Origin of the sequence: Microcoleus sp. A2-C3, assembly GCF_036706065.1 — a bacterium.
Taxonomy (GTDB): domain Bacteria; phylum Cyanobacteriota; class Cyanobacteriia; order Cyanobacteriales; family Microcoleaceae; genus Microcoleus.
The window spans coordinates 1-18,515 of record NZ_JAUBVX010000015.1; the positions used below are offsets into that span (position 1 = coordinate 1).

Annotated in this window: 14 protein-coding genes; 10 read left to right on the forward strand and 4 right to left on the reverse strand. The window is 47.6% G+C overall.

Features of this window, described 5'->3' with window-relative positions:
- Window positions 1-290 precede the first annotated feature (290 nt).
- The 5 genes from QUB66_RS10730 to rpmA all read left to right on the forward strand — a co-directional run bounded on the left by QUB66_RS10730 (window position 291) and on the right by rpmA (window position 3,031).
- Window positions 291-788: a hypothetical protein gene (locus QUB66_RS10730; protein WP_332967695.1), complete on the forward strand. Its 498-nt coding sequence runs from the start codon at window positions 291-293 to the stop codon at window positions 786-788.
- 103 nt (window positions 789-891) lie between these two features.
- The gene (locus tag QUB66_RS10735; RefSeq protein WP_265234264.1) at window positions 892-1,401 is read left to right on the forward strand and encodes a DUF3122 domain-containing protein; all 510 of its coding nucleotides are present in this window, start codon (window positions 892-894) and stop codon (window positions 1,399-1,401) included.
- Between the two features lie 336 nt (window positions 1,402-1,737).
- Window positions 1,738-1,953, forward strand: coding sequence for a hypothetical protein (locus tag QUB66_RS10740; RefSeq protein ID WP_332967693.1), 216 nt, complete (start codon window positions 1,738-1,740; stop codon window positions 1,951-1,953).
- 361 nt (window positions 1,954-2,314) lie between these two features.
- The gene (gene rplU / locus QUB66_RS10745) at window positions 2,315-2,707 is read left to right on the forward strand and encodes a 50S ribosomal protein L21 (protein ID WP_332967692.1); all 393 of its coding nucleotides are present in this window, start codon (window positions 2,315-2,317) and stop codon (window positions 2,705-2,707) included.
- A 27-nt stretch (window positions 2,708-2,734) separates the two neighbouring features.
- Entirely contained in the window at window positions 2,735-3,031 is a 297-nt protein-coding gene (rpmA, locus tag QUB66_RS10750) for a 50S ribosomal protein L27 (RefSeq protein ID WP_332967691.1), read from the forward strand.
- Window positions 3,032-3,409: 378 nt separating this feature from the next.
- Here the strand turns inward: rpmA and thiS are convergent, their stop codons facing one another.
- Both thiS and QUB66_RS10760 read right to left on the reverse strand, forming a co-directional pair.
- Complete coding sequence (gene thiS, locus QUB66_RS10755; protein WP_332967689.1) at window positions 3,410-3,622, reverse strand: sulfur carrier protein ThiS; 213 nt, start codon at window positions 3,620-3,622, stop codon at window positions 3,410-3,412.
- Between the two features lie 214 nt (window positions 3,623-3,836).
- Window positions 3,837-4,919, reverse strand: a complete 1,083-nt coding sequence (locus tag QUB66_RS10760) for a thiamine phosphate synthase (RefSeq protein ID WP_332967688.1) — start codon at window positions 4,917-4,919, stop codon at window positions 3,837-3,839.
- A gap of 220 nt (window positions 4,920-5,139) precedes the next feature.
- Here QUB66_RS10760 and QUB66_RS10765 point away from each other — a divergent pair, with 220 nt between their 5' ends.
- Entirely contained in the window at window positions 5,140-7,035 is a 1,896-nt protein-coding gene (locus QUB66_RS10765; protein WP_332967687.1) for a DUF1565 domain-containing protein, read from the forward strand.
- Window positions 7,036-7,321: 286 nt separating this feature from the next.
- Here the strand turns inward: QUB66_RS10765 and QUB66_RS10770 are convergent, their stop codons facing one another.
- Complete coding sequence (locus tag QUB66_RS10770) at window positions 7,322-8,008, reverse strand: peptidoglycan-binding domain-containing protein (RefSeq protein WP_332967685.1); 687 nt, start codon at window positions 8,006-8,008, stop codon at window positions 7,322-7,324.
- A gap of 280 nt (window positions 8,009-8,288) precedes the next feature.
- Here QUB66_RS10770 and QUB66_RS10775 point away from each other — a divergent pair, with 280 nt between their 5' ends.
- Both QUB66_RS10775 and QUB66_RS10780 read left to right on the forward strand, forming a co-directional pair.
- Window positions 8,289-10,220, forward strand: coding sequence for an SdrD B-like domain-containing protein (locus tag QUB66_RS10775; protein ID WP_265234255.1), 1,932 nt, complete (start codon window positions 8,289-8,291; stop codon window positions 10,218-10,220).
- Window positions 10,221-11,233: 1,013 nt separating this feature from the next.
- Complete coding sequence (locus QUB66_RS10780) at window positions 11,234-13,825, forward strand: SdrD B-like domain-containing protein (protein ID WP_265234254.1); 2,592 nt, start codon at window positions 11,234-11,236, stop codon at window positions 13,823-13,825.
- A gap of 395 nt (window positions 13,826-14,220) precedes the next feature.
- On the opposite strand, the gene QUB66_RS10785 is transcribed toward QUB66_RS10780, so the two are convergent.
- A complete protein-coding gene (locus QUB66_RS10785) occupies window positions 14,221-15,249 on the reverse strand; it encodes a hemerythrin domain-containing protein (RefSeq protein WP_332967684.1) in 1,029 nt (342 codons plus the stop codon).
- A 367-nt stretch (window positions 15,250-15,616) separates the two neighbouring features.
- Here QUB66_RS10785 and QUB66_RS10790 point away from each other — a divergent pair, with 367 nt between their 5' ends.
- Both QUB66_RS10790 and QUB66_RS10795 read left to right on the forward strand, forming a co-directional pair.
- Entirely contained in the window at window positions 15,617-16,882 is a 1,266-nt protein-coding gene (locus tag QUB66_RS10790; protein ID WP_265234252.1) for a M16 family metallopeptidase, read from the forward strand.
- Between the two features lie 323 nt (window positions 16,883-17,205).
- Entirely contained in the window at window positions 17,206-18,474 is a 1,269-nt protein-coding gene (locus QUB66_RS10795) for a M16 family metallopeptidase (protein ID WP_332967703.1), read from the forward strand.
- The last annotated feature ends 41 nt before the right edge of the window (window positions 18,475-18,515 follow it).

Genomic DNA, 18,515 nt, shown 5'->3' on the forward strand with positions numbered 1-18,515 from the left:
AACATGGCTCAAGCTCAACGTCTCGCTGGCTTTAGTTGTAGCATACTCAAAGATCTGTTTAGAATGAAATAGCCCTGGATACGAGTGGTCTTCTTGTTGCTCAGGCTGATGATGGCAACGGTCTCAACTCAAAAATACCGAGTTTTAGCGCCCAATACTCTAATGGTGCTACTTCGCTTACAAGTGTGCCTGGTGTGGACTATGTAGTCCGCGTGACTAGCTTGAATACGTTAAACGAACTTCCTCAGCCTTTCACATTACAGGTTTCAACTGACAGGGGCAATGTCACTTTGAAAGACGCCCTAACAGGTGCGCCTGTAAATCAAGGAGGCAGTAGTGGCATTCCCGTCGCGCGTTTCTTTGACAAGACGGCAGGAGGGCATTTTTATACTACAGACCCGATCGAGAAAAGTGACCGACTAACCAACCCTGCTCGTTTCCAGAGTGAAGGCGATGAATTTATTGCTCCAAACGGCGGTAACGCAAAGGTTGAACGCTTCTTGAATACGGCATCAGGAACTTATTTCTTTACGAATAAACCTGGTGAGATAAGCTTTGTTCGCACCTTACCCCAGTTCCGCGATCAGGGGGAGGTTTTCAATTCATATAGCACGGCTGTTCCGGGTGCGATACCCGTCTATCGTTTTACCAACCTCGCGAGGGAACGGGAAAATCCGCTAAATATTACACACTTTTTTACCGCAAGCGCAAGCCAGCGGCTGGCGGTACAGGGGAGGTCAGATTTCCGGGATGAGGGAGTTGCTTTTTATGCTCTTCCTTCCCCCTAAGCAGGCAGTTGGATTATAGGTTTAAAATGAGTAGTAGGGTGCGCCGTACCCTACTTTTTTATTTATCAAGCTTCTGGGTAACAAGCGATATTTTGGTCATCCCATGAAAAATCTCAGTGCAAAACCTTCCTTTTTCAAGGCTTTAACAATCATTAGCTTGTGCTTGTATCTAATCTTAGCTGTCAGCCCGCCCGCTTTCGCCTCGATTCACAAGTATCCAGAAGCGGGCGACAGAGTAATGTTTCGTTCCGTACAAAGCCTGCGCGATACTGATGAGAAAGCGTGGCAAGTGGTTTTGTACAAGCGAGTAAAGTCGGGAGTAGTAAACTCTTTTAATCTGAGATTGGTAGGGTTTCCTGGAACTGAATTGGAGCACCCTGTGTCGCTGAATGTGGCTGCGGGAAGTCGCGCAATTGGCATGGCTAATGATATTTGGAGCGAGTCGGATTTGCCGATTAATGTCGGAGAATACGATTTTAAATCAATCATTACACAAGTCGAAACCAATCAGCCCTTGCGGTTGAACTTGCCTGTGAAAGATGAAAAAAAAGCTGCGTTGCTGGTTCCTCCCTTTGCTGTCAGAGAATGGCGACTGTTGTTAGAAACTAAGTAATGCCTGTTGCAAGAAATTTTGCTACATTTTTTGATTTGATATCAATTTTCACAATTAAATTATTCCTAAGCAGGGCAAGGGATTGCCATTTTTTTTCAAAGTAGCACGCATTATTTATATGTAGCGTTAGTTTAAAGAAAACTTGTAAAATCATCAGTTCGATCGCATTATTGAGTAAAAATTGATACAATTTACCAGTGACAAATCGATCGCTCAAAATATACCTTAAGATAGATTTGACCTATTTGAAGCGCGATCGCGAAACAAACTAAAATCAGAGTTAGTCTGGTGACAGAACTCCATTGTTTACGTGCGTGCCATCAGGGTGAATCTACTATGACTTTAATCAGTACCATTGTCGGGAAAGCGTTGAAAACAGGTTATTTAACGGTTGAGGCAGAAGAACTGTTGCGACAGCAGTTGCAGATGACTAAGTACGGTTTAGAAGATTTTGAGGCTTTTATTACCTTGCAAAAAGAGGTGATGGAGGGTAGGGTAAGACATCAGGCTTTGGAATTGTTGCGAAGTAGCAGGTGTTCTGCGACTACTTGAATTTGTTGGATAAATTGGATAAAAAATCCAGCATCTTCTGTTTTTATCCCTAACAGTTCGCGACATTAAGACCAAAAAAACCGGGTTTTTTATCCTTACTCTGGGTGAAAACGCGCCTTTTCGTAAAAGAACCCGGTTTATGACCGCCTTTGCGTCCAAGACTACCTAATTAGAAAATCTCGCGCACGGCAGAACTTGACAAAAATACCCAAATCAACAATAATTGTAGATTGTCTGTCTAAATCCTGCTCGGATCAGGTCGAGACATTCCAAAAGCTGGAGAGCAGTCAGCCGTCAAAAGTCCATAACTGATGACCAATGACTAACCAGCTACCTGTACGGCAAACCCAACGACTATCCCATGACCTACGCAATTATTGAGACCGGCGGCAAGCAATTTCGGGTAGAACCAGGCCGCTTCTACGACATCGAACTGCTTCACGTGGAAGCTGAATCACAAGTCATCATTGACAAAGTATTTCTGGTACAGCACGAAGACGATGTTCATATCGGCCAGCCTTTACTAGAAAATGCCACTGTAGAAGGAACCGTGCTGCGGCATTTCCGGGGCCGCAAAGTCCTCGTCTACAAGATGAAGCCGAAAAAGAAAACTCGGAAGAAAAAAGGACACCGCCAAGAAACAACTCGGTTTATGATTGACTCTATTACAGTCAATGGTGTTGTTTTGGCATCGAGAGATTTAACTCAAGAAGTTGTTGAAGCTCCCCAAACCGGCGAAATTGAATCAGAATAAACAATAGTAAATAAAGTTGAGGACATTATGGCCCACAAGAAAGGTACAGGTAGTACACGTAACGGACGCGATTCTAATTCTCAGCGTCTTGGTGTCAAAAAGTACGGCGGTCAAGTTGTCAGAGCTGGCAACATTTTGATTCGTCAACGCGGCACTAAGGTTCACCCCGGTAATAATGTTGGTATCGGCAGAGATGATACTTTGTTTGCCATGATTGATGGTGTGGTGACTTTTGAAAGAAAGGGCAAAACTCGCAAGAAACTCAGCGTTTATCCTGTGGTGGCACCTGTGGTTGAACCTGTGGCTGAACCTGTGGCAGTTTAATTTTATGCGTTCCTGGGTTCTGCCTGGGAACGCATATAATTAAGGCTCTGTTTCCTGATTTTCTCTGTGATTTGAGAGTTAGAGGAGGCAGAGTTTTTGCAGCTTATAATAAAAGACGGTTCATTTAACGAAGCGTGTCATTGCGAGCGTCCCCGCGAAGCAATCGCAGAGACTATGGCACTTCTCAATTAAGTGAGGTGCACGCTGAAAAATTACCTTGTTAACCTAAGCGTATTGGTTTATGAATACGCTTGGGTTAAGACTGTTCCAGAAATAAACACTGTGAAAAACAGACACTGCGATTGCTCTCCCGAAGCGCAATGACAACAAAGCGTTAACCCAAGCGTATTGATTTATAAGTTGAAACAGCCGTTTTATCTAACCTCCTCCGACGATTGTGACTACTTCTAGGATGTCGCCATCTTTTATTTGTGTGGTTTCCCAAAATTGTTTGTGCAGGATTTCGCCGTTGTATTCGACAGCTATTAAGCGCGGGTTTAATCCTAGTTTTTCTAGTAATTTTGGTAACGGTGTGTCGATCGCACAATTGCGTTTTTCTCCGTTAACTTTCAGCGCAATTTGATTTGTCATTATTCAAATATTATCAGTTTTTAGAGCGGGTTTCGTAACAAGATTTACGCAGAACCGATGAAAAATAGATGCTGCGATTGCTTCGCGGGGACGCTCGCAATGACAGAAATACCTTATTGATGCGTAAGTCCTGTTGTACAAAAATTATATTTTATCCACAGACTCCCTGCGCGAAACCCGCCGGACAAATTGCTAATCAACTGAGCCAATCAATCTAGCTTGTCCCTTGCAAAGCTTTCTGAGCTTTCAAATTCTGCATCCGAGTCAACTGCGAGATGAAAAACTGCGTCACTAAAGTAGGCTGTTCTGCATCCATAATCGATCGCACTACAGCAACCCTTTGAGCTCCAGCATTCAATACTTGATCGAGGTTGTTGATATCAATTCCGCCGATCGCAAACCAAGGAACAGGCGACTTATCAGCAGCATACCGCACATAGTCCAAACCCGCCGCCGGCTTATTTGCTTTCGTCGGAGTTTCGTAAACCGGCCCAACTCCAATATAGTCGGCTCCCGCATCAATAGCTCGCTGCATTTCCTCGCCATTCGTAGTGGAACAGCCGATAATCCGTCCCGGGCCGAGCAACTTGCGCGCTTCGGCTACAGGCAAATCTTGCTGTCCTAAGTGTACGCCGTCGGCATCCACTGCGATCGCCAAATCCACGCGATCGTTCACAATCAACAAAGCATCGTAGCGGTGACAAAGTTCGCTCATCTGCCGCGCGTTGGCCAACCTTACCCCATCGTCAGAGGTTTTGTCGCGGTACTGCACCAAAGTCAGCCCGCCTTGCAAAGCAGCTTCCACGACTTGTAACAAATTGTCTCTGGGCGAAGTTACCAGATATAAGTGCGATCGAAGTAACTGCTGGTAGCGCCGGTAAGCCAGCAAATCGCTTTCGAGAGTATACACCCGATAGCGCATCTGCTTAAAAGCCTTGCCCATATTTCGATCGTAAACTTTGCCGTACTCTTCCAGTACCCGCAGAGCTTCTTCCACCCGACAGAAATTCGCCTCCAGTAGCTGCTGAATGCTCGATCGCTGCTCTTCCTGCGGGTGAGTCAACTCCGTCCCCGGATCGGCCGGCGTATCCCTAGCGCTGCGTAATTCTGCCGTGTGCCAAGCCGCCAATTCCTGACGCAGTTGCTTGCACACGAGGGCCTTTTCGGCGTTGTTAAGACCAAACCTGCACCATTCTTCAATAATTCTCAACCCTTCGCGCGATCGATCTAGATTTGCATCTAAAATCCGGCAGAGGGCCGGCTGTGCCGGTAAAGTTCTGTTTTGTTTCTCGGTCATTCAGAACCACCTTAATTAAAATTAATCCTACCTGTCAAACCGCTACATTCTCCCACGCCGTCAAGATTGTGGCAAAAGCGATCGACCTAATTTTGGCATCAACCGCTCTAAATTTGACAAATTTTTAAGTTTTATGGAATTTCAGGAAAACGAAGCATAATAGATCAAACTTGATCAAAGTGGAATCGTTAAACTGCATACCACACTTCGGAGGAAAGCCGTGAGGTTAGCAGATCACAAAAGATTAACAGCAGAAAACCCCAGCAGGCGGGTGAAATTAAAATGCGATCGCAAAAATCCGACACGAAACACGGGATGCGAAATTTGGCTCAAAGATAAATTGTGTTTTTTTATGATCCTAAATTCAAAACAGAGCGAGTGCAAAAAAAGTCGTAGCTTGCGGGGCGGAACGCCATCGCCAAGGAAAGCTTTAAGTTCTTGCTTGCTGCTCGTCTTTGCCAGCACGGCTTTTTATAGCCCTCAAGCCTCAGTTATCGCTGCGGGTATCCCCTCCGTGCAGCTACTTTCTCAAGCGCCAGAGAGCGACATTAACATACTCTATGTGAGTTCCAACGGCGGTAGCGACACAGGAGGTAATGGGAGCGATCGAGCGCCATTCAAAACCCTCACCTACGCCTTAAGCGTAGCCCCGCCCAAAACAGCAATTTTACTAGCGCCCGGTACTTACAGCGCTCAAAGCGGCGAAAAATTTCCATTAATGCTCAGGCCCAGTGTGACTGTTCAAGGAAATCCCAGCACTCGTGGCCAGAATATTGTGATCAAAGGCGGAGGAGAATTCCTCAGTCCGACTTCAGCGGGTCAAAATATCGCGATTTTAGGCGCAGACGGGGCGGGACTCAGCGGGGTGACGGTGACAAATACCAACTATCGCGGTTACGCTTTGTGGATCGAATCGAGTTCTCCGACAATTGTCAACAATACTTTTTCGGGGAGCACTCACGACGGAATTTCGGTAGTGGGAACTGGAAGGCCGACGATTGGCGGGAATTTTTTCTCGAAAAATGGAGCTAACGGGATGACGATTTTTGGTAGTTCCCGCCCGGAAGTTCGAGATAATGTGTTTGAAAACACGGGATTTGGGATAAATGTAGCGCAGAACGCTTCGCCTTTGTTGATCGGTAACAAAATTACTCGCAATAAGGACGGCGTGGTGGTGCAAGCTGATGCTAGACCGGTGCTGCGTAACAATTATATCGAGAGTAATCAGCGGGATGGAATTGTGGCGATTACTAGAGCTCTGCCGGATTTGGGAACTGCGGCGGAACCGGGGGGAAATGTGATTCGTAATAATGGTCAATATGATGTGAATAATGCGGCGAAAGGTCAAGTAATCCCGGCTTACGGTAATCAATTGTTGAGCAACCGGACGACTGGATCCGTTGATGTGGCTGGAACTTTTAGCCCGCCGCAGGCCATTGCGGGAAGTGCTTTACAGCTAAATGTCGATCGACCTTCGAGTATCGGTGGCCCAGAAACTTCTCTCCCTGCTTACACTCCTGGGCGGCTAACTCCCAGAGTTGAAAGAGCGCCAATTGCGCCACCAGCGCCCGTTTCCAGGCGACCTGTGCAAAATCGACTTGCACCGCAAAATGTTCAGTTGCAGCCTCTGCTGGCTCCGAGGAGTGTCGCTGCTTCACCGGAAGTCCCAGGGGCGATCGCAATTCCCGTACCAGATCCAGATGCTCGCTCCGTTCGGGAAAGTTCGGTACAGCAACCCATGATTCCGCCCAATTTTGATAGTTCGAGTTCGGTTTCTTCCGAGGGTAAATTGCCGGTTCCGAGCCGCAACATTCCTCTAGGAAGGGGCGGCTATGTACCTGCTGTTTTAGGGGGTAATTCTGTAGCAGGTTCGGAGAATTCGCCGTCATTCGATCGAGCTATTGCTTTGGGTTTCCGGTATCGAGTTGTGGTGGATGCCAATAGTTCGGGCGATCGACAAAAAATGCTATCCTTGGTTCCCGATGCTTTTCGGACTTTTACCAACGGGCGACAGGTGATCCAAGCCGGTGCTTTTCGGGAGCGCGAAAAAGCTGACGAATTGCTCCAAATTCTCACCGTTAACGGTTTGAATGCTCGGATTGAAGATATCAAATGAATATAGATGGGACGGCGGTTGAAACCGCGTCTACACAAACGAATTCCGCCTCCGCGGAATGAATATAGATCTGACGGCGGTTGAAACCGCGTCTACACAAACGAATTCCCCCTGCGCGGAATGAATATAGATGGGACGGCGGTTGAAACCGCGTCTACACAAACGAATTCCGCCTCCGCGGAATGAAGAAAATAATGCGGTTTCAACCGCTCTTCAACCCGCGGAGGCGGGTTTTGTCTGTGTAGACGCGGTTTAAACCGCCCTTCTGTCAACAGTCAATAGTCAATCACCGCAGCAGAGCTTCCCACGTAGCACGGCCGACAATGCCGTCTGCTGGTAGTTGATATTGTCGCTGAGCCGCCTTTACAGCAGCTTGAGTTTCCGGGCCGAACACGCCGTCAGCACTAGCGCGCAAAAAGCCCTTCGCCCGAAGTCGTTCTTGCAAATCTCTAACCGCCGGGCCCCGCATTCTTCTTCTCAAAACCGGAAAATTGGTGGGCTGCGGTTGTGGGTTAATTTCTGAGTTTTGTGCCGTTTCAGGATTGTTGGCGATCGGGCTTTCGATCGCCCCAGGAGTCGCAGGAAACAGTCGGTTCCAAGTATCTTGACCGACAATACCGTCTGGGGCGATGCCTGCTGCTTGCTGGAACTGAGACACAGCTTTAGCGGTGCTTTGCGAGAAAATCCCGTCTACACTGTCAGCGTAAAATCCCAACAACTGAAGAGCAGCTTGAAGTTCGCGCACTTCCGAGCCGCGGCTGCCTAATTTGATGGCCGGACGGACGATCGCACCTGTTTGGGCTGTTTGGGCGATCGGGCTATTATTGTTACCGGGTTCGGAGGTAGGCATTTGTGCAGCAGCAGGAGTAGAGGCGATCGAACTTATTGCCAAAAAACCGCACAAACCCCAGCCTAGGGGCCAACTCAGAACCTCACGGGCTTTATTCCAGCTTGCTGTCAGGTTTCGGGACATGGAAAATTCGACCTCTGTCTGCACAACTCTTGGCGATCGTACATCAAATTGGGGAAGAAGTTCGGCAACGGATTTTGTAACGGATTTAAGGGATGTTCATCGCAGAATTGCCAATCTCCCACTCTCCCCCTCTCCCAATCTCCCACTCTCCCAATCTCCCCCTCTCCCACTCCCTCCGATCAAAAAATTAATCCCCTGAAATAGCTGCAATTGGCAAAAAAACTGCTAGATTGCCGTAGAGCAAAGATTAAACAGCGTTCATTGGGCTTTCTTCAACACCATGACCGAATCCAGCATCCCCACCAGAACCGCCAGCCAAATAGACATCGGCAACGTCAACATCGGCAACTTCCAAGTCGGCAGCATCAGCGGCAATAAATACAACGACTTCAACGCCAACGGGCGCCCCGATGGCGGTGATGTGCCAATTCCTAACTGGCAAATCTACCTCGACCTCAACAATAACGATCGATTTGACTTTAATGAACCTTCCACCCTCACCAACGCCCAAGGCAACTACACCTTCGTCAACCTGCCGCCTGGGACTTACCAAGTTAGGGAAGTCCAGCAGCCGAACTTTCGCCAAACTACGCCAAATCCCGCACCCATCACGATTAACAGCGGGACAAATGCTGGCAATATCAATTTTGGCAACAACTTTAACGCCGGGACGATCGCAGGCACCAAATTCAACGACATCAACAGCAACGGCAGCCAAGACTTGGGCGAACCACCCCTAGCTAACTGGCAAATTTACCTCGATCTCAACCGCAACAACAGGCTCGACGGCGGCGAACCTTCTACTATTACAAACTTTCAAGGCAATTACGCTTTTGTCAATGTTCCCGCAGACAGATATTTGGTGAGAGAAGTCCAGCAACCGGGTTTTCGCCAAACTACGCCTGACCCAGGCCCGATTAACGTTACTTCCAACGCCAATATCAACAACGTCAATTTTGGCAATGTCTTTTTTGTCGGCAGCATTAGCGGTCTCAAGTACAATGACCTCAATGCCAACAGCGTCCGAGATGCGACAGATCCGCCTCTGCCCAACTGGCAAGTTTACCTCGACCTTAATGGCAACAACAGCCTCGATCCGGGCGAACCGAATACCATCACTAACCCGCAAGGCGACTACACTTTTGCCAATGTTTCCCCCGGTCGCTATTTGGTGAGGGAAGTTCAGCAACCGGGATGGGCTCAGACTACGCCAAATCCAGGGGCGATCGACATTACGGGCAACACTAACGCTGTCGGCATCAATTTCGGCAACAATTTCCCCACCGGTAGCATCAGCGGCTTCAAGTTCAACGACCTCAACGCTAACGGTATCAACGAACCGACGGAACCGAGAGTTGCCAACTGGCCGATTTACATCGACCTCAACAACAACAACGCCCGCGATCCCAACGAACCTTCGACTTTAACCAACCCCCAAGGCAATTTCTCTTTTATCAACTTGCCCCAAGGCACCTATTTCGTCAGGGAAGTCCCGCAGCCCGGTTTCCGACAAACCACGCCCAATCCGACTCCGATCGCCGTGAGTAACGGCACAAATGCCACTAATCTCAGCTTTGGCAACGTGTTGGTGACGGGTACGATCAGCGGTGTCAAATTTAACGATTTTAATGCCAACGGTCGCCTAGATGCCGGGGAACCGCCGATCGCCAATACCCAAATTTACATCGACCTGAATAACAACAGCAGTCTAGATTCGGGCGAAGCGAACACATTCAGCGACAGTCAGGGCAATTACAGTTTCCGCAATGTTCCGGTAGGTAGTTACGTCATCAGGGAAGTTCCGCGGCCGGGTTTCATTCAAACGACTCCGCCTGCGGTGGTTGTTGTCTCGGCGGATATTCGGGCCAGCAGCATGGATTTGCTGACGGGAGAGGCTGATGGTCGATCGGCTAAATCCTTAAATGGCGGCCCGCTGACGGATACTAGCTATGTGGGCGAACCTGTCAGCAATATTGCGGTCGATAGCTTGCTTTCGAGTCAGAGTCGTGATATTTATCCAGTTAGTGATTTTTTGGTCGATCGACCAGCGGCGAATTTAGGCAATCTTCCTAACTTTGGGCAACAGAATGTCGGTCTGGAGCCAAACACACAAGTCTATCAATTTGTCAACAAAAATGAATTAATTAATTGGGGTCTCCGAAACCCTTTCGTGTCGGTGGGTGTGAGAGATTTGTCGGTGATGCAAGGGTGACAAAAAGCTCGATCGCCCGGAATCCCAAACTGCATAAAAATCAGGAAGAGATTAAAGGGCGATCGCGTGATACCCTATTCTTGGCAACCTCCAACACTCAAGCTTAAGTTCCGGGAGTCCCGAAGCTGGCTTGTATATTGGGTGCAATATTTATGAGGCTGTATCATCGATCGCGAGTCAGTAACTCAGGGCTAAAGCCACTGAGCTTGTAAGAGAAATCAAGCAAGCTGTACTGACCAGCCTAAGTCTTAACTGACTACGTTATTTAGGTCATGACACCCGCTTGATGCGAAGCTAGTCCCTTGCTCTGTCGCTAGTAGTTAAACAGTCTTAAAGTCACTCTCGACAGTGCTGCTAGCCTGACAAGCCTTTATAACATTGGCGAAGCTAAAATTACTCCGAAAGGAGCAGAGGACAACCATATCCTCACTGGAGGGGTAACCATACCGCTCCACCTCGCAAGGGGATTCAAGGCGATTGAAATCGCCGGATCGTTTTCCTCTCAGGACTAAAGTCTCTGAGCTTCCCACTTACCGAGCTTTTCTGTGAGAAACTATCAGACAGTTCCCCTAACCCTGATCGGCATATTTTCAGGCAAAGCAAATCATATCCAGTCCGGTAGCTCGATCGGTCTCAAGTGGGTTGCGGTTGGCAATTTCAGAGGCTGCGATCGTCTCTTCACAGCAAACCATGACAAACCTGAACGATGCGATCGGGGGGAACACTCAGTCAAGGCCTTTTTAGATCTCGAACCAGCAAGTATGTAAGGACAGAGAAAACCTGCAAGTGTTGAAGATGTTGCCCTCAAATTGCCAGGGTTCTTCAAAACCTGATATACTGGCCAGCGACAAAGCTTGAGGCATTGTTGTGTGAGATGGGGAACATTACCTCAAGCACAGACGTATGTAAAATCGAGTGGCAATTGTCAGCGACTAGCAAAAGCTACTCAGCTATTGACAAACCCATACAGTAGTCTGTAATTAACGTGGATTTAGGTGTGAAGGAGAGAAATCATGGCAAATTTAACTAACGAAGAGCGCATTGCCAATCAGTTACAGCCAGTTGTGGTTGGGAATGCTGGCCCGGCAATTTTAGGTATCAAGTTCTTGGACCAGAACCGGGATGGCACCAGACAGGCAAATGAACCAGGTCTGGCGAATGTCCCCATCCTCCTCGAATCAGCAACAAGCACCAACGGTGTATTTGATGCTGGTACTGGGGAAGTCTTAACCACGACGGACGCTAACGGCGCGTTCTCATTCATAAATATTGTCCCGGGCAATTACGTACTCAGGGAAACCGTAATACCTAGTAATTTGACCCCTACTACTCCCAACCCCCTCGCGGTCACGGTTGGCAACAGAAATGTCAACGTTTTCTTTGGTAACGGCCCAGTCGATGTAGGCAGCCGAATTATTGGATGCAAATATCTAGACATAGATGCCGACGGTTTTCGCGACGGGAATGAACCGGGCATTAAAAATGTCAGGATATATCTTGATATCAATGGCAACGGTCAACGCGACGCAGCAGAACCCAACACCTTAACTGATAAAAATGGTGCTTGGTCATTCAACGTAGCACCAGGAAGCTACAAAGTTCGGGAAGAACGGATCAGACCAGAAGTTGATTCAAATGGAGTAAAAATTAACTCTCCCAACGCAGAACCATTAGAAACACAAGATTTCCCCCAAAGTACCCCGCCAAACAACGTTCCTTTACTAGACGTGACGGTAGCTGCCGGTCAAACTTTTGCCTGCGCTCAAGTTGGTGACACTCCGCTCTATCAAATTGAAGTTAACAAATTTCAAGACATAGACCGCAGTGGCACACGAAATGTCGTCAGTGGAGTTTTGGAACCCGCCGTTGCTCGCGTACCCTTCATCTTAGATTTGAACAAAAACGGTCGTTGGGATGCCGGATCAGAACCAATCACCATCACCGATATCAATGGAGTCGCTACCTTCAAAGATTTGCGTGCTGATAATTACTCAGTGTTGGAAATTTTTCCATCTGTACTACCAGCAGTAGTCGGTGGCGGTGTCCCAGGCAACATCAATCTGCCAGTAGGAACTACTTCCAACCCCACTCTGGTTTCGGCACCTGGGCCGCAAGCACGGTTCCAGGGTACGATCAGCAGAGAGCAACCGCTGTTAGTAGCCGACTCAACCTATACGCTGAGACCACAAGACCCTAAATTCATCGATACTAACCGCGACAGTATCCAACAACCAGGTGAAAGATCGATCGCAGCAACTGGCGAACGGCCGATTTTTGCCAACACGCCTGTACCTTTACCAGCGACTAACCCCTCACCAGCACTGACATTTCTTCCTGTAAGTCCTAATAATTCACTGGGAGGGAATAGTCCTTTTGGTAACACTCGACCAAACATCAATGTATTCAAGTACAATGATGTGGATTCAAATGGTCGCTACGAACCAAATATGGGTGACTCACCCATTGCCGGTGTCACCGTATTCCTTGACACCAACAATAATGGGACTCCTGAAGCTGGAGAACAACAAATACAAACTAATACCCAAGGGGTAGGATTTTTCCCCAACTTACCAGCAGGTAATTACACGGTACGGGAAGTAGTACCAGTTGGTTTTTCACCTTCGACAACTCCTGTCGTTCCAGTGACTCTGGCTACTCAAGACGCTAGGGTTGTTTTTGCCAATACGCCGAACAGCAACATCACTGGTTGCAAATTCGAGGACTTGAACCAGAACGGTTATCGAGATGGTAATGAACCTGCAATTAGTGGCGTTGTCGTCTATATCGATACCAACCGTGATGGTCAACGGCAGCCAACAGAACCATTTCAGACAACTGACCAGTTTGGTACTTTTGGATTCAGAAATTTGGTTCCTGGTACCTATAGCGTCCGAGAAGAGCTTTCTCCGGCTCAACTGAACTTCGTCCAGACTACTCAACCGCTGGATATCGTTCTCGGCCCCAATCAAACCTTTACTTGCGCTTTGATTGGCAACACTCGCCGTTATGATTTGTTAGTTCGGAAATTCCAAGATGATAACCGCAACGGCATACAAGATGGGAACGAAGGCCCTCTGGAAGGCATTCCATTTACTTTGGATTTGAACGAAAATGGTCGCTTCGATGCAGGCACTGAGCCTCTAGTCAGAACTAATGCACAAGGGATTGCTTTATTCTCAGATTTGTTGCCCAAAACTTACTCAGTTTTGGAAGTTTTTGGCGATCCTAGCGTTATCAACCCCTTCCCAATCCGCACTGGCCCGAATCCTACTAGCTTTGACGTGCCAGGCCCGAATACAGTGCCTTCGCCAGCAAGACCAGTTCCAGTCAGAACTGCTGCTAGCCTCCCTGATGAGTTGAATGGCACGGGTGTGGCTGCTACAGTTAGCGCCGATGACTTGACTAACCCCGGCAGTTCAACCGATTCTACGGTGAAGGCCAGCATGATCGCTGAATTCGTCGCAGGCGGTGCAGTTGTTACCAACTTTGATGATCTTGAGGCATTGAAAACAGCGAGTTCGCTGACTTTTGTAACGACAGAAGATAAGTCTCTCGATAAGTTACTGTTCGTCGCTCCTGCTCCAAGCCCGCTGTTTAAAGTTTAAGTTGGGTCTCTAGTTTGAGACTCAACAATTAGTAATTCGCTGGTTTAAGCTGCACGTCAAAACATTGTTTTGACGTGCAGTTTGCTGTTGTAGCGATCGCACAAACTGTCTTTATACCAATTTGCAAAATAATTGGTATTAGTCGTAGAGTGTGGCAAAAAGCATAACCGATAAAATTTTGCATCCCAACGGTGGCTCTGTGGTTAACGGATAGAAAGAAAGGACTTGCATTCCTGACTACGAACTTAATGTTTGTAGTCAGGACTTCAGTCCTCTTATTGAACATTGGTCAGTTCACACAAAACAGTAATCCCGCCACCTTGGTAGCGAGATTGATAGGTTGCAGTTTAACTATCCTCTAGTTTTGCTAGAGTGGAAATTAGCTTGCTGCTGAATTAGCTCTTCTTAGCCATTTCTTGCTGAATCGTGCTTTTGGCTGCTTTGAATTGAGTAGCCATTTGTTCCATTTGTGCTTCGCTAAAGTTGCGGCGAATTTGAGGGAACATATCATTTTCTTCTTCTTTTACGTGAGCCTGAACCGCTGCTTTGAGCTGTTGGATTTGAGCTTTGAAATCAGAAGAACTGGGGTTGAGAGCCTTGATTTTTGCGAGCATTTGCTTCATTTCTGCTTGCTCGTTGTACAGCGCTTGAGTATCGGTGTAGTAGCTGCGGACTGCGGGATAAACAACTTGTTCTTCGGCTTCTGCGTGCACGCTGAGGTCTTTGTAAAGTTGACCGAAGAATTCTTGCAGTTTTTGAGGATCGTCGGTTTTTTCGATTTCCATAAATATGGTATCGACTTTGCGGTGATCCATTGTGATGATTTCAGCGATGTTCATCTCTTCTTTGGTGCGGGTAACTGCACCGCCGATGATGCCACTCATGGCTGCCATCGCATCTTGGACGCGAGCCCAAACGCCTTGATCGGGGTCTTTTCCGGTGAGTTCGCGCACTCCTAAGACTTCTAGAACTCCTTTGAGTTGTTCTTGGTGAGCACGGTTTTCAAAGTTAACTGTGTTGAGCGGAGTAATGGCCGCTTCGATGTCGGCGCCAACTACTTGAGCAGCTTTGTTCACTAACAAGCCGGCCATTGTTTGTTGGTGTTTGAGCAGTTCGTGCTGACCGACTTTTTCAAACATTGTGAGTTCAGAACCTTTCATTAGTTTCTGAACTGCTTCGATCATTTTTGTGGTGGTTTCTTTTGGTTCAGCTTGAATGCCGTATTGGATGATGGTGGTTTCCAATACGCCCAAGTTTTTGCGATCGTCCTCCAGCATATCCCGGAAGCGATCGCACAGTTCGGAGTCGTTGCAGGAATTGATGAACAATTGCTCGTTGGCGATCAACAGGTTTTGCAGCGCTTTCATGTCTGCTAATTTCATCGCGATCGCTTGGCGCTTGGTATCTTCTAAGGTAGCTACCATCTGTCGTGTCTCCTCTGGATGTCTTTAGTGTTCTTACATCTCTTAATTTATGGAAATATTCTGATAACTTCCTCTTTCTACCGACTGATTCATTAATATCCCGCACAACCTATTGACTTTTGAGTAAAAAAATGGTAATTAATTAATGTTAAGGTCGTTTTGAAAACAGCAAAAACTACCCTTAATGAGAACAGAAGAACAGAGAACAGAAAACATAGAACTCACAACTGCCCAATGAGAAATGAGAACTGAGAACTGAGAACTCACAACTGACAACTGAATTTTGTATCAATTAATCCAGATCGCACAGCAGTAAAGCGCTACCATAGTCGCAGCCAAAGTTAACTAAAGTTTAAGAATAACTAGCTTGTCTCAACTCCTAACTGCTTTAGAGTTCCCAGCCAACGTCTGGAAGCTGCACAATGGGTTAACAGTCATTCACCAGCGGATTTCGGCCACACCGGTGGTTGCCCTAGACGTGTGGGTGAGGGCTGGTGCTATGAAGGAGCCGGATTCTTGGTCGGGAATGGCTCATTTTTTAGAACACATGATATTTAAAGGGACGGATGCGATCGCCCCTGGAGAATTTGACCAAGTAATTGAAAATCGTGGCGGTGTCGCCAATGCAGCTACAAGTCACGACTACGCCCATTTTTTCGTCAACGCTGCGGCCGATTATTTAGCAGAAACGGCGCAGCCACTGGCCGAATTGCTGCTGCGCGCTGCGATTCCCGATGCGGAATTCGATCGCGAACGAGATGTGGTGCTCGAAGAAATTCGCCAAGCTCAAGACGATCCCGATTGGCTGGGTTTCCAAGCAATGATGGAAACAGTTTACCAGCAGCATCCCTACAGGCGATCGGTATTAGGAACCGAAGAGTTGCTGATGTCGCGAACTCCCCACGAAATGCGGTGTTTTCATCGATCGCACTATCAGCCGGAAAACATGACTGTGGTGATAGTCGGAGGAATTGAGGAAGAACAAGCCAGAGACATCACGGGGAAAGCATTTGGGCAGTTTTCTGACAGGTGGGATTGTCCCAAATTTGCAGCAGAAGCGGAACCGCCGTTAGTAGCAATTCGCCGTCAGCAACTCCGTCTCCCCCGATTGGAACAAGCGCGGCTGATGATGGCATGGACTGGGCCGGGAGTTGAACAGTTACAAAATGCTTGCGGCTTGGATTTGCTCTCAGTGTTGCTCGCAGACGGGCGGACTTCGCGTTTAGTCCGGGAACTGCGGGAAGAATTACAATTGGTACAGGCGATCGAAAGCACTTTTTCACTACAACGAGAATCGAGTTTATTTACTATTTGTGCTGTGTTGGAAGCGGATGATATCGAACAGGTGGAAGCTCGGATTTGCGATCGGCTTTGGGAATTGCAATCTGAACCGGTTTCCGAGGCAGAACTGATGCGCTGCAAGCGTTTGCTGTGCAATGACTTCGCTTTTTCCATCGAAACGCCGGGACAGCTAGCCGGTCTTTATGGATATTACAGTACGATCGCCACTGCCGAATTAGCCCTCAGCTATCCTACCAGGATTCAGGCATTTAAAGCATCAGACCTCCAGCGGCTAGCTCAACAATATCTTTCTCCCCGGCGCTACGCCGCCGTGGTGCTCAAACCAGTCTGATTGTTAACCGAGTGAATATCAATATCTTTTGTACCGGATAGATGTTCGTTTGTCCGGGGTTTTCTCTGTTTGGCGCGCACCCTACCGGATATATGTTGTTATATAGCGGTTCTCAAAAAAGTGAGGTATGCCCTATGCCCTATGCCGGAAGCGTACCTGATCTTTCTGAGAAAGGCTATATTTAGATATTGTGCGTCAGACCTTACCCGGAATGACAGTATAACAAGATGCCAATGGAAAATAGCAAAATGGCGATCGAGTAATTACCAATTACCAATTACCAATTACCTATTCCCAATTCCCAATTACTAACTAAATTAATGATGAAAAATGAAATCCAGCGCAAGGTTTTAGACAACGGTATTGTTGTCTTAGCATCAGAAAATCCAGCAGCAGATATTATTGCAGCTAGGATATTTCTGCGCGCCGGTAGCCGCTGCGTACAGCCCGAACAAGCAGGATTGTCTCACTTGCTGTCGGCGGTAATGACTAAGGGAACCGATCGCCTGTCTTCGCTAGAAATTGCCGAACGTGTAGAATCAGTAGGAGCGAGGTTGAGTACAGACTCGACTACCGATTACTTTTTAGTGAGTTTGAAGACGGTTGTTGCCGATTTTCAGGACATTTTGGAGTTGGCTGCGGAATTGATGCGATCGCCCACTTTCCCGGAAGCTGAAGTCGAACTCGAACGCCGCATCGCCATATCAGCAATTCGATCGCAACAAGAACAGCCATTTGCGATCGCCTTCGAGCAATTGCGACACGCGATGTACAAGGAACATCCCTATGCTTTCTCAACCTTGGGCACGGAAGCTACGATGTCAAAGCTCACCAGAAACGAGCTCGAACAGTTCCACAAAACCTATTTCCGTCCCGATAATGTAGTTATTTCTGTAGCCGGCAGAATATCGACTGAAGATGCGATCGCTTTAATCGATCGAACATTTGGCGACTGGAAAGCACCTTTAACACCCCTGCCAACTTTAGCAGTATCCCCGTTGACACCTTCCCCTCAATGCGTCGCTAAGGCGCAAGATACGCAGCAATCAGTGATTATGCTGGGCTACCTCGCACCGTCTGTCAAAAATCCCGACTACGCAGCAATGAAGTTGTTGAATACCTATTTGGGTAACGGTTTGTCGAGTCGGTTGTTTGTGGAATTGCGGGAAAAACGGGGTTTAGCTTACGATGTTTCCGCGCTCTACGCGACGCGCCTGGACAAGGCTCAGTTTGTCGCGTACATGGGTACAGCGCCGGAAAATACGGTGACTGCTTTTGAAGGATTGCGCACTGAGGTCGATCGGCTAGCCAACACCAAACTAAGCGAAGAAGAATTGCAAGCTTGCAAGAATAAAATGCTAGGTCAATATGCTTTAGGAAAACAAACTAATTCGCAAATTGCTCAAGTTTTAGGCTGGTACGAAATTCTGGAATTGGGTATTAAATTTGACCAGGAATTTCAAGCAGAAATTGCGGCGGTAACAACTGCTGAAGCTCAGGAAGCTGCTCGGAAATACTTCATCGAACCATATATTTCTCTGGTGGGCCCGGAAGCGGCGATTCAGGAATTGGGTGTGATGGCTGTTTGTTGAGTAGGAAATTAGCGATCGAACTTTTGAAAAGTTCGATCGCT